Genomic DNA, 12,409 nt, shown 5'->3' on the forward strand with positions numbered 1-12,409 from the left:
GCAGTACAGTTTGCACGGGCACTGCTTGGATAGACTAGATTTAGGAGGAACCAAAAATGGCATTTACCGCCAAAGACGTAAAAGAGCTGCGCGAAAAGACCGGCTGCGGCATGATGGACTGCAAGAAGGCCCTCACCGAGGCCGAGGGCGACATGGACAAAGCCATCGAGCTGCTGCGTGAAAAAGGCCTGGCCGCCGCCGCCAAAAAGTCCGGCCGCATCGCCGCCGACGGCCTGGTGTACGCCTATGTGGACGACGTGAACAAAGTGGGCGTCGTCATCGAGGTTAACAGCGAGACCGATTTCGTGGCCAAAAACGCCGAGTTCCAGGCCTTTGTCGACACCTGCGCCAAGACCGTGGCTCAGAAAAACCCCGCCGACGTGGCTGCCCTGATGGCCGAGAAGGCCGTCGACAGCGACATGACCGTCGAGGAGATGCTCCGCGAGAAGATCCTCACCATCGGCGAAAATCTTATCATCCGCCGTTTTGCCCGCTTCGAGGGCGATGTCGTCACCTACATCCACGGCGGCGGCACCCACGGCGTCATGGTGCTGTTCGACACCGATCTGGCCGGCAAGCCCGAGTTTGCCGCCTACGGCAAAGATGTCGCCATGCAGATCGCCGCGGCCAACCCCACCTTCGTGCGCAAGGAAGAGGTCCCCGCCGAGCAGGTCGAGAAAGAAAAAGAGATCCTCAAAGTACAGGCTCTCAATGAGGGCAAGCCCGCCAACATCGCCGAGAAGATGGTCATGGGCCGCATCAACAAGTTCTTTAAAGAGGTCTGCCTGTTAGAGCAGCCCTTCGTCAAAGATCAGGATCTGACGGTCGCCAAATACACCCAGAACACCGCCAAAGAGCTGGGTGGCAAGATCGAGATCGTCAAGTTCGTCCGCTTTGAAAAAGGCGAAGGCATCGAGAAGCGTCAGGACGATCTGGCCGCCGAAGTTGCCAAAATGGTAAAATAGATCAGTCGTCTCGTCTTGTGGCGATCTTAGGTGCAGGCCGCTCTCTGCGTAGAGAGCGGCCTGCACTTTTTTGCACGATCCGATAAAAAATCAGCGAAAAAAGGCCTGTTTTTACAGTTTGTCCACAGTTTGATCGATGGGAAAGTAGAGAAAGACGGTAAAATTTTACCTGGTTTTTAATGATTTATCACCAAAAAATCACCTCTGCCTCAACGTAAAATTACAAAACTCTTAAATTTTACCGATTCTTATAGAATTCTTGCGCCGTTTTGTGTAAAATTGAGAAGATATCGGTGTATTTATTCGACAATAGGAGTCTTCTCTATGAGTTTTCGTTTCAATAAAAAACGCAGCCTGTACGCGCTGCCCATCACCGCTGCACTGCTGGCGGGCCTGCTGCTGCTCGGCAACGTTTTCGTCAACGAGAACGGCAACCTGCGGCGCATGCACTACATTGCCTGCTTTATCTTTGCCGTGCTCATCGGGCTGGCGCTCACTTTCGACTGGAACATCGGCGAAAAGCTGCAAAAGCACGTGGTGCACAGCTGTCTGTTTTTGTCCCCACTGGCCGCGTTCTGCATCATCGAGATCTTTAACGACAACAATCCCTTCGAGATAAAGCCCGGCGCGATCGTGCTCAACTACCTGTGGTTTTTAGTGCTCCACCTCCTGGTCTATGCACTGTCGAACCGCATGCGGGTCACCATTATCACCGTCAATGCGCTGGCTTTCATTCTGGGCGCCGCCTATCAGGCGGTGCTCACTTTCCGCGGCACCCCGGTACTGCCCGGCGACTTGCTGGTGCTGGGCATCGCCATGGATGTGGCCGGCGGCTACAGCTATAAAGTCACCGATCTTTTGGTGCTGGCCGTGCTGGTGCTGGCGTTTGTCATCATCCTCGCAATCAAGCTGTGCCAAGTCAAGGTGCGCGAAAAGCTCTGGCACCGCGCCGCACTGGCGCTGGCGGCGCCGCTCTTTGCACTGCTTTTTTACGCCACCCCGCTCATGGACTGGATGGGTCTCAGCTTTACGCTGTGGCAGCCGGCCAAGCAGTACCAGCGTAACGGTGTAGTCACCTATTTTGCCATGAATCTAAAGTACATCTCCATCAAAGAGCCAGAGGAGTACTCGGCTGAGAAGGCCCAGCAGATCATCAAAAACGGCGACTATAAGTCCGATACGGCCAAAGCCAGCAAAAAGAGCCCCAACGTCATCGCTATCATGAACGAGACCTTCTCCGATCTGGGGGTGGTGGGCGACCTGCAGACCGATCAGGATTACATGCCTTTTGTGCGCAGTTTAAAAGAAAACACCGTCAAAGGCACGCTCTATGTGCCGGTCAAAGGTGCCGGCACCTGCAACACCGAGTTCGAGTTCATCACCGGCAACAGCATGTCGCATCTCTCGCCCGGCGTGTACCCCTATCAGCAGTACATAGAAGAGCCCACCGACTCGCTGGCCTCTATTTTAAAAGAGCAGGGCTACACCACCTCAGCCATCCACCCCTATTACCCCGAGGGGTGGAACCGCGAGAACGTCTATCCGCTGCTGGGCTTCGATCGTTTCTACAGCATCTACGACTTCGAAAAGCAGGAGACCCCGCCCGAGAAGATCCGCGACTATATCAGTGACCGCGAGAGCTACCGCAAGATCATCGATCTGTACGAGAGCCGTATGCCCGGCGAAAAGATGTTCGTGTTTAACGTGACCATGCAAAATCACGGCGGCTATAACTACAGCGATTACGAGCCCACCGTGCACATCACCAAACCAGAAGGCACCTACGACGACGCTGAGCAGTACCTCTCGCTCATCAAGGAGTCGGACACCGCCTTCCAGGAACTGGTCAATTACTTCAGCCAGCAGGAGGAGCCGACGATCATCCTGATGTTCGGCGATCACCAGCCCAAACTGCAGACCAAATTTTTTGAAAAGCTCATGGGTAAGAGCTTAGACGACCTCACCATCGAGGAGACCCAAAAGCTCTACGAGGTGCCTTTTGTGATCTGGGCCAATTACGATATCGAGGAGCAGGAGATCGCGCGCATCAGTACCAACTACCTCTCCAGTCTGCTGCTCAAAACTGCGGGCCTCAAATTGCCGGCCTACAACAAGTTCCTCCTAAACCTGTACAAAGAGTTCCCAGTCATCGACTCCACCGGCATCATCGACAAAAATGGCCAGTACTACGCCGTGGGCGATCCGGGCACCGACAATCCGCTGCTGGACGAGTACAGCATTCTGCAGTACAACAATCTCTTTGACCCTAAAAACAAGCTCAAAGGCGTGTTTGCCTTAAAAGTCAAGAAAGAGGATCCGCCGGCCGACTTGGGCAGTAGTTCCTCGCAGAGCAGCGATGCCGGACCAACGTCTCCCGACACGCAGCAGACCAGCTCAGAAAATACCGCTGCCGCCGCATAAAAAGAGCATTAATAACAAAAAAACAGCTGCCTTTTATTTGGGTAGCTGTCTTTTTGTGTAAAAATTCCGTGTAAATGGTAAAAATTTGTGAAATGTAATGGCCGTGTAACCCTTTTGTAAACTATTTTCATATGGTATACTAACTATTTAGTGAAGGAATGAAGAGTCTGGCTGAAACGCGGTCCTGTTTTGAGATACCAATATGGCAATAAAGAGCATCAGGGGTGGATCCATGCATATAGAATTTAGTAAAAAGCGGGCAGCACTGACCGTGCCGCCAATATTTTTTCTGCTGACTTTTATCTACTACAATCGGGCGCTGTTTCTTGTGGACGGGGTCTATAGTCGCAATTTGGCCTGTACTGCGTTGGGCTTGGTCCTTTTGGCCGGTTGTCTGCTTATTCCCAAAATCACCCTGCATCCCAAAGTAGATATTGTGCTCAGTGTGCTGCTTTTTTTCGCCACGCCACTTCTCTGTTTCTGGATGGTTGAAACACTAAATGGCAGTGTTCTCACACAGTTTTCGCCGCTGGCGTTTATTGCCAATTATTTTATATATTTGCTGATTTTATGCACTGTGTATCTATTTACCAATCGGGCTAAAATATCGGCGGTGATAACACTGTCTATCTCATTTTTCATTGGGCTTGTTTTTTACTTGGTATACATTTTCCGAGGAACGCCATTACTGCCAGCAGATCTTTTTGCCATTCGCACTGCAGCTAACGTAATGGGGAGTTATCGCCTAGAGCTGACAGGCACGATCTTATTGACGTCAGTGGTGCTGGTGGCGGCTATCTCACTGTGGAATTCCTGCCGTATGGTCTGTAAGAATAGATGGAAAAAATGGATACAAAAAGGCATAGTAGCACTTTTTACACTAACAGCTTTCTTTGGCGTTTATAAGACCAATGCTCTGGCCAATGTGGGGTTGGACGTTGTCGATTTTTGGGTACAAGAGATCACATATAAACAACAAGGTGTTATGCTGGGGTTTGTGCTCAATGCACAGTATCTAGACGCTGATAAGCCAGATGGTTACACACCTCAAAAAGTAAACGACTTATTGATCACTTCAGATGAAACGCAGCTATTTTCTGAAGTGCAACGCCCCAACATCATTGCTATAATGAATGAATCGTTTTCAGATCTCTCGGCACGCGGAGATTTGGAGGTAGAGCCAGCCTATACACCGTTTATAAGTTCATTATATGAAAACACTGTGCGTGGCAATTTATATATGTCTGTTTTTGGAGGAAGAACCAGCAACAGCGAGTGGGAGTTTTTGTCAGGTGGAACGGTTGCGTATCTCCCAGCTGGAAGTATCGTTTATCAGCAGTACATACATGGGAATACCGGTAGTTTAGTACGGACGTTGGGTGATTTAGGATATAAAAAAACTGCTATGCATCCGTTTTCACATACAAGCTGGAATCGATACCGTGTATACCCCTGGATGGGCTTTGATGACACGAAGTTTATCGATACCTACGATTTTCAGCTAGATGTCGTACGTGATCTCCCCTCTGACCGCTGTACTTATAGCGAGATCATCCGCCAGTACGAAGAGAAGGATGCCGATACGCCGCTCTTTGTATTTGATGTGACGATGCAAAATCACGGTGGGTACACAAATGAGAGCTACGAGCCGACGGTGCGTATTCAAAATATGCAGGGGAGCTACCCTGACGCTGAGCAGTATCTATCTCTGATCCGCGAATCCGATCTGGCTTTTCAGGAACTCGTCACCTATTTTAGTCAGCAGGAAGAACCCACGATCATTTTGATGTTCGGTGACCACCAGCCGTCTTTGAGTACCGACTTCTATCGGGAATTAGACGGCAAAGAGTCCAGTGAAAAAACCATTGAGGAGCGCCAGTTGGAGTATGTCACCCCATTTATTATCTGGGCCAACTACGATATCGAGAGCAGAGAGGTGGATAAGATCAGTGCAAATTATCTGTCTACACTGCTCCTCGAGACTGCCGGTCTGCCGCTGCCGCCGTACAACCAGTACCTCAAGCAGGTGTATGCGCAGTATCCGGTGATCAATGCGCTGGGCGTTATCGACAGTCAGGGCAACTACTATCAGCGGGGAGAAGAGCCCGACGATGAGCTGTTACACGGCTACGAGATGCTACAGTACAATAGCGTGTTCGACTCTAAAAACCGCATCCCCGGTCTCTATAGCGCAAAATCACAATAGCTCTACAAGTCTCTGCCGCGGCAAGTCAGCTCGGCAGAGACTTTGTCTATCTGCATGTTCCCATAGGACAGAAAGTAGAAAAACACGTGTTGTGGTTGTTCGCTTTCATGACAATTTGTGAATTTCCCCCTATGTCCTTTACAGACCGAGTCGAAATAGGGTAAAATACAGGATGAATAATAATGGGTAGGAGTGTTTAGAACATGGAGCTGAAGTACAAGCGGGTCCTGCTGAAAATTTCCGGTGAGGCCCTGGCCGGCGAGCGGAAGATGGGCATCGATTACGACATCGTCACCGATATCTGCAAAAATATCAAGACCTGCGTAGAGATGGGCGCCCAGATCGCCATCGTGGTAGGCGGCGGCAACTTTTGGCGCGGTCGCAGCAGCGGCGAGATGGAGCGCACCCGTGCCGACCACATGGGCATGTTGGCCACCGTTATCAACGCTTTGGCGGTAGCCGACGCACTGGAGCAGCTGGGCGTGCCGGTGCGGGTACAGACAGCACTGCCCATGCAGCAGGTGGCAGAGCCCTATATCCGCAACAAGGCAGTCCGCCACCTGGAAAAGGGGAGAGTGGTGATCCTGGCCTGCGGTACCGGCAACCCCTATTTCTCTACCGATACTGCCGCTTCGCTGCGCGCGGCAGAGATCAATGCCGAGATCATTTTTAAGGCTACCATGGTCGACGGCGTCTACGACAAAGACCCCAAAAAGTTTGGCGACGCCGTCCGCTATGACAAGGTGTCCTTTACCAAGGTGCTCACCGACTCGCTGGGCGTCATGGATTCTACCGCGGCATCTCTGTGCAAAGACAACGATCTGCCCATTTTACTGTTTGACCTCAGCGACCCCCACAACATCGTCAAAGCCATGTGCGGCGAGCAGGTGGGCACCATCGTCATCGAGGATTAAGAGAGATCTTTCTATACGGGCCAGCCGCTTCGCGGCGGCCGCCATCCACCTATATATACAGCCGGAGGTATCAACATGAAAGAGCAACTGAAAAAGTATGAAGGCAAGATGGGCAAATCCATCGATGTGATGATGAACGAGTTCTCCTCGATCCGTGCCGGCCGCGCCAACCCCGCCGTACTCGACAAGGTGACTGTCGACTACTATGGCGCCCCCACCCAGATCAGCCAGATGGCGGCGATCTCGCTGCCCGACGCCCGCACCTTGGTGGTACAGCCCTGGGATGCATCGGCGCTGAAAAACATCGAGAAGGCCATCCTGTCTTCCGATCTGGGCCTCAATCCCATGAACGACGGCAAGCTGCTGCGCATCTCTTTCCCCCCGCTGACCGAGGAGCGCAGAAAAGATATCGTCAAGCAGATCCACAAGATGGGCGAGGAGTGCAAGGTGGCCATCCGTTCGATCCGCCGCGATGCGATCGATAAATTCAAGGCGATGAAGAAGTCGTCCGAGATCACCGAGGACGAGCTGAAAGTAGCCGAGAAAGATATCCAGAAGCTGACCGACAACTACTGCGAAAAGGTCGAAGCTGCCACCAAACAAAAAGAAAAAGAGATCATGGAGATCTAGGGCGGTGGCCTGGTTTAATTTAAAAAAGAGCAAGGTGCTGTTGCGGCCCGACTTCGAGCACCTGCCGGCTCACGTGGCCTTCATTATGGACGGCAACGGCCGCTGGGCCAAAAAGCGTCGGCTGCCGCGGTCGGCTGGGCATCAAAAAGGGGCTCAGGTCTTTCGCGATATGGTCCGCTACTGCAAAGATATCGGGATCAAGTACATGACGGTGTACGCGTTCTCAACTGAAAACTGGAAGCGGCCGCAACAGGAAGTCGACAGCATCATGGACCTTTTGCGCAGCTATCTAAAAGATGCTTTCGACTACCGCGAGGAAGAGGTGCGGGTAAAGATACTGGGTGATAAGGCCCCGTTGGCACCCGATATCATCGCCCTGATCGATAAGCTGGAGGCTGACAGCGCCCAGTACGACAAGATGATCTTGAATATCGCCCTCAATTACGGTGGGCGGGCCGAGATCATGCAGGCCGTGCAACAGATAGCCGGCGAAGTGGCGGCGGGTCGTTTAACCCCAGAGCAGGTCGACGAGACGGTGCTGGAAGAACACCTCTATACCGCCGGCCAGCCCGATCCCGATCTCATCATCCGCCCCAGCGGGGAGCAGCGCCTCTCCAATTTTCTCATGTGGCAGTCGGCCTACAGCGAGCTGGTGTTTATGGATGTGCTGTGGCCTGACTTTAGGCGCCACCACCTCGACCGGGCTCTGCTGGAATACCAGAATAGAAATCGCAGATTTGGAGGGGTTTGATCTTGAAGACCCGCATACTTTCGGCCATGGGTGGCCTGGTGGTGCTGGCTATCGCCGTACTGCTCTTCGATACGGTGTTTTTTAACGCCATCATCGGGGCTATCGTGCTGCTGGCCATCTTTGAGGTGTGCCGTGCGGTAAAACTCAAACAGCACCTTGGGCTGTATCTCTGGTGCGGCCTGTTCGGCCTGTTCGTGGTGTTTTACGAGTACCTGCCCCTCGGTGGTTTCCTGCCGTTTTTGGCCGGTCTGTTCTGCTTTACGGTGGGCGTACTCAGTTTTACTGTATTTCACTTTCAGGATGTACCCTATGCCAATGTGGCCATGCTGTATCTCGAGACCATGGCCATCCTGTTCGGCTTTGGCAGCGCCGTGTACATGCGCACAGCGTTTGGCCCCGATGCGCTGTTTTTGCTGTTTGTGGCGCTGGGCAGTGCCTGGCTCACCGATTCGGGCGCCTATTTCTGTGGACGTCTGTTCGGCAAACACAAAATGTCGCCCCATGTCAGCCCCAACAAAACAGTCGAGGGCGCTGTTGGCGGTGTCGTCGTCTGCGCATTGCTCATGGCCGGTATCGCCGCACTGTATACCCATTTTAACGACGGAGTATCGTCCATCAATCACCTGTACCTGGCACTCACGGTGGCCGTAGCCTCGCTGCTGGGCATGATGGGTGACCTGGTGGCCTCCAGTCTAAAGCGGCAGATGCAGATCAAAGACTACGGCAATATCATGCCCGGCCACGGCGGCGCTATGGATCGGTTCGACAGCGTGTTATTCACCGCGCCCACAGTGCTCTTTATGGCCAGCTTTCTGCCGATCATCGCGCGGTAAACTGGCCGTGTATGGGTGTGCCCATTCGGCAGCGGCCGGCTGGCTTTTGCAGATAGATAGAGGATACATGTGCGGCAGAGGGGGGCATTTATGGCCCCCCTTGCGCCGTGCTGGGCCCCGGTGCTCCCGAACCTGGCCCCTATGAAAAACGGAGTGTAGCAATGAAACGAGTGACGATCTTGGGGTCTACCGGCTCTATCGGTACCCAGGCGCTGGATGTGATCAGCAGCCACCCCGACCAATTTACAGTGGTGGGCCTCTCGGCCAATTCTTCGGTGTCTCAGCTGGAAGAGCAGTGCCGCATTTTTACCCCCCAATATGCCTGTATGATGGACGAGACAGCGGCCAAGGAGCTGAGGACCGCCCTGGCCGATACCGATATTCAGGTGTTGGCAGGAATGGATGGTCTGTGCACCTTGGCGGCGCTGGAGCAAAACGATATCCTGCTCAACTCGGTGGTGGGTATGGTCGGCCTGCAGCCCACGCTCACCGCCATCGCAGCGGGCACCACCATCGCTCTGGCCAACAAAGAGACCTTGGTGGCCGGCGGCAAGCTGGTAACCGACCTGGCTAAAAAAATGGGGGTCGATATCCTGCCGGTGGACAGTGAGCACTCGGCCATCTTTCAGTGCCTGCAGGATAAGCACTCGGCCCGGCGGCTGAAAAAAGTGGTGCTCACCGCCTCCGGCGGCCCCTTTTTCGGCTACAGCCGCGATATGCTGGCGCAGGTCACGGTAAAAGATGCGCTCAAACACCCCAACTGGGATATGGGCGCCAAGATCACCATCGATTCGGCCACGCTCATGAATAAGGGGCTGGAGCTCATCGAGGCCAGCTGGCTTTTCGATAAAACACCCGACGAGATCGATATCGTGGTGCACCGAGAGAGTATCATCCACTCGCTGGTACAATTCGACGACAACTCTATGCTGGCGCAGCTCGGCGTGCCGGATATGCGCATCCCCATCCAGTACGCGCTGACCTATCCCGACCGCTGGCCATCGCCGGTAAAAGAGCTCTCGCTGGCCGACTGCGGCAGCTTAACTTTTGCCCGCCCCGACATCGAGACCTTTACCTGTCTGGGCATCTGTATCGAGGCCGCGCGCCGGGGCGGGTTGGCCCCCTGTACCGTCAGCGGTGCCAACGAAGAGGCGGTGGCGCTGTTTTTGCAGGGCAAGATCGGCTTTTTACAGATCGGGGAGCTGGCCCGGGCGGCCATGCATACTCTGCCGCAAAAGGACGTATATTCTCTAGAGGATGTGCTGGCCCAGGACCAGGAGGCCCGCGCGTTCGTGCGTGCAGCTGTCGGCGCATAAGCACTGCTGTCAGCGCATTTGACACCGGTGGCGGTCATAATAAAATAGAAAATACGGCGGCGCTGTGCCGCCCAGTGAGGATCTAGGTGTACTATGAGTTTTGTGTTATCCATCTGTCTGGCTATCCTGATGTTCGGGCTGATCATCATGATACACGAGCTGGGCCACTTTGTGGTGGCCAAGCTGGGAGGTATCAAGGTCAACGAGTTCGCCATCGGCATGGGCCCCACGCTGCTCAAAAAACAAAAAGGCGACACGACCTATGCACTGCGGCTGGTACCCATCGGCGGTTTTGTCTCGATGGAGGGGGAAGACGAGGACTCGCCCGATCCCCACTCCTTTGGCCAGCGCCCTATTTGGATACGCATCCTCGTGGTGATCGCCGGCGCCGCCATGAACCTGATCCTGGGTTTCGTCATTTTGGTCATCCTCACCTCCATCGCCAAGCTGGTGCCCACCACCACCGTGGCTAAATTCGGCGACAGTTCCCTCAGTGCCCAGAGCGGCCTGCAGGTAGGCGACGAGATCCACGCCATCAACGGGCGGCGGGTCTTTATCGCCAACGATATCGACTTTGAGCTGATGCGCGACAAAGACGGCAAGGTAGATATGGCCGTCCGGCGCGACGGCAAGCTGGTAGAGCTGAACGGGGTAGAGTTCTCCATGGCCAAAGATGACAGCGGCAACCAGTATATCAGCCGCGACTTCTGGGTGCTGGGAGTCGAAAAAACAGTGGGCGGCGTGATCAAAGAGAGCGCCCTCTGGACCGTCTCGGTGGGCAAGATGGTCTGGGTCTCGCTCATCGACCTGGTCACCGGCAACGTGCCTATTTCCCAGGTGGCAGGCCCCATCGGCACCATCGATGTCATCGATCAGGCGGTGGGCATGGGCTGGGAGACTACCCTCAGTATGCTGGCGCTGCTCACCATCAATGTGGGCATCTTCAACCTGTTGCCCATCCCTGCGCTCGACGGCGGACGGCTGGTCTTCCTGCTCATCGAGGCGGTGCGGCGCAAGCCCATCCCCGCCAAGTACGAAGGCGCGATCCACGCAGTGGGCTTTTTACTGCTCATCGGTTTTATGCTGTTTGTCAGCTACAGCGACATCACCCGCATATTTACCCGCTGACCGGCGCCCGAGATGTGTAAGGTCAGCGGCCCTGATGCGCCGAGAAAATAGCCGCGGCGCGGTTTGGCGGTAGGGCCGGTATACTGCCGGCCCTACCGGTGCAGGACTGGTGCAGGAAGTGAAAGACGAGGGAGATATATCATGCAGAGAAGACATACCCGTGTTGTAGATGTAGGCGGCGTAAAGCTGGGGGGCGATCACCCCATCGCCATTCAGTCCATGCTCAGCACGCCGGCGACCGACATAGCCGGCAGTGTAGAGCAGGCTAAGGCGCTGCAGACTGCCGGCTGCGAGATACTGCGGGCCGCTATCCCCAATATGGAGGCGATGGCGCTGATCCCGGCCATCAAAAAGGCGGTGGATATCCCGCTGGTGGCCGATATCCACTTCGACTATCGGCTGGCCATCGCCGCCGTCGAGGCCGGGGTGGACAAGGTGCGCATCAATCCGGGCAACATCGGCTCTAACGAGCGGGTAAAAGCGGTGGTCGACGCATGCCGCGCCCGCCGCGTGCCCATCCGTATCGGGGTAAACGGCGGCAGTCTGGAAAAAGAGATCCTACAAAAATACGGTCACCCCACGGCTCAGGCACTGGTCGAGAGCGCCCAATACCACATCTCTTTGCTGGAGAGATTTGACTTTGAGGATATCGTCATCAGCCTGAAGTCCTCCAATGTACAGACCATGTACGAGGCCTACCGGCTCATGTCCAGCTGCTGCGATTACCCGCTGCACCTGGGCGTGACCGAGGCCGGCACCGAGCGTATGGGCACCATCAAAAACGCCGTCGGTATCGGCTCGCTGCTGCTGTGCGGCATCGGCGACACACTGCGGGTGTCGCTGACGGCCGATCCGGTCAAAGAGGTGTACGCCGCCAGAGATATACTCAAAACAGTGGGTCTGCGTCAGGGCGGGGCAGAGGTGATCTCCTGCCCGACCTGCGGCCGCACCCAGATCGACCTCATCGGTCTGGCCGAGCAGGTGACCGAGCTGGTGCGGGATATGGACAAGCCCATCACCGTGGCGGTGATGGGCTGCGCGGTCAACGGCCCGGGCGAGGCCAGAGAGGCCGATATCGGCGTGGCCGGTGGCGACGGCTGCGGTCTGCTGTTCTCCCACGGCAAGATACTGCGCAAGGTGCCGGAAGACCAGATCCTGCCGGCCCTGATAGAGGAGATCGAACGGCTGTGAGCGCCGTCGGTGCCGTATACATAAGAAAGATCGGCTTCCGCAGTGGCAGCCGGC

10 protein-coding genes are annotated in these 12,409 nt (G+C 54.9%); all 10 read left to right on the forward strand.

The genetic code is table 11. The annotated features are described in order from the left end of the window. The first annotated feature begins 56 nt into the window (after positions 1-56). The 10 genes from tsf (at position 57) to ispG (ending at position 12,355) form a co-directional block, all read left to right on the forward strand. Positions 57-965 (forward strand): translation elongation factor Ts, encoded by a 909-nt coding sequence (gene tsf, locus H8K20_RS04340; protein ID WP_105203771.1) that lies wholly within the window; start codon positions 57-59, stop codon positions 963-965. Between the two features lie 324 nt (positions 966-1,289). Beyond that, on the forward strand, positions 1,290-3,386 hold the full coding sequence (locus H8K20_RS04345) for an LTA synthase family protein (RefSeq protein WP_186487585.1): 2,097 nt from the start codon (positions 1,290-1,292) through the stop codon (positions 3,384-3,386). Between the two features lie 232 nt (positions 3,387-3,618). Continuing rightward, complete coding sequence (locus H8K20_RS04350; RefSeq protein WP_186487586.1) at positions 3,619-5,592, forward strand: LTA synthase family protein; 1,974 nt, start codon at positions 3,619-3,621, stop codon at positions 5,590-5,592. Between the two features lie 203 nt (positions 5,593-5,795). Beyond that, a complete protein-coding gene (pyrH, locus tag H8K20_RS04355) occupies positions 5,796-6,506 on the forward strand; it encodes a UMP kinase (RefSeq protein WP_105203774.1) in 711 nt (236 codons plus the stop codon). 75 nt (positions 6,507-6,581) lie between these two features. Further along, positions 6,582-7,136, forward strand: a complete 555-nt coding sequence (gene frr / locus H8K20_RS04360; protein WP_105203775.1) for a ribosome recycling factor — start codon at positions 6,582-6,584, stop codon at positions 7,134-7,136. Between the two features lie 4 nt (positions 7,137-7,140). After that, the gene (locus H8K20_RS04365) at positions 7,141-7,887 is read left to right on the forward strand and encodes an isoprenyl transferase (RefSeq protein WP_186487587.1); all 747 of its coding nucleotides are present in this window, start codon (positions 7,141-7,143) and stop codon (positions 7,885-7,887) included. Between the two features lie 2 nt (positions 7,888-7,889). After that, complete coding sequence (locus H8K20_RS04370) at positions 7,890-8,720, forward strand: phosphatidate cytidylyltransferase (RefSeq protein WP_186487588.1); 831 nt, start codon at positions 7,890-7,892, stop codon at positions 8,718-8,720. 161 nt (positions 8,721-8,881) lie between these two features. After that, positions 8,882-10,036: a 1-deoxy-D-xylulose-5-phosphate reductoisomerase gene (locus H8K20_RS04375; protein ID WP_186487589.1), complete on the forward strand. Its 1,155-nt coding sequence runs from the start codon at positions 8,882-8,884 to the stop codon at positions 10,034-10,036. Between the two features lie 93 nt (positions 10,037-10,129). Further along, a complete protein-coding gene (locus H8K20_RS04380; protein ID WP_186487590.1) occupies positions 10,130-11,164 on the forward strand; it encodes a M50 family metallopeptidase in 1,035 nt (344 codons plus the stop codon). Between the two features lie 141 nt (positions 11,165-11,305). Next, on the forward strand, positions 11,306-12,355 hold the full coding sequence (gene ispG / locus H8K20_RS04385) for a flavodoxin-dependent (E)-4-hydroxy-3-methylbut-2-enyl-diphosphate synthase (RefSeq protein ID WP_186487591.1): 1,050 nt from the start codon (positions 11,306-11,308) through the stop codon (positions 12,353-12,355). Positions 12,356-12,409: the final 54 nt, after the last annotated feature.

Source organism: Neobittarella massiliensis (ex Bilen et al. 2018), from assembly GCF_014269355.1.
Taxonomy (GTDB): Bacteria; Bacillota; Clostridia; order Oscillospirales; family Ruminococcaceae; genus Neobittarella; species Neobittarella massiliensis.

Excerpts from the sequence above, each read along its gene's own strand:
- tsf (WP_105203771.1), top strand. The coding sequence starts at position 57 with ATGGCATTTACCGCCAAAGACGTAAAAGAGCTGCGCGAAAAGACCGGC.
- H8K20_RS04345 (WP_186487585.1), top strand. The coding sequence starts at position 1,290 with ATGAGTTTTCGTTTCAATAAAAAACGCAGCCTGTACGCGCTGCCCATC.
- H8K20_RS04350 (WP_186487586.1), top strand. The coding sequence starts at position 3,619 with ATGCATATAGAATTTAGTAAAAAGCGGGCAGCACTGACCGTGCCGCCA.
- pyrH (WP_105203774.1), top strand. The coding sequence starts at position 5,796 with ATGGAGCTGAAGTACAAGCGGGTCCTGCTGAAAATTTCCGGTGAGGCC.
- frr (WP_105203775.1), top strand. The coding sequence starts at position 6,582 with ATGAAAGAGCAACTGAAAAAGTATGAAGGCAAGATGGGCAAATCCATC.
- H8K20_RS04375 (WP_186487589.1), top strand. The coding sequence starts at position 8,882 with ATGAAACGAGTGACGATCTTGGGGTCTACCGGCTCTATCGGTACCCAG.
- H8K20_RS04380 (WP_186487590.1), top strand. The coding sequence starts at position 10,130 with ATGAGTTTTGTGTTATCCATCTGTCTGGCTATCCTGATGTTCGGGCTG.
- ispG (WP_186487591.1), top strand. The coding sequence starts at position 11,306 with ATGCAGAGAAGACATACCCGTGTTGTAGATGTAGGCGGCGTAAAGCTG.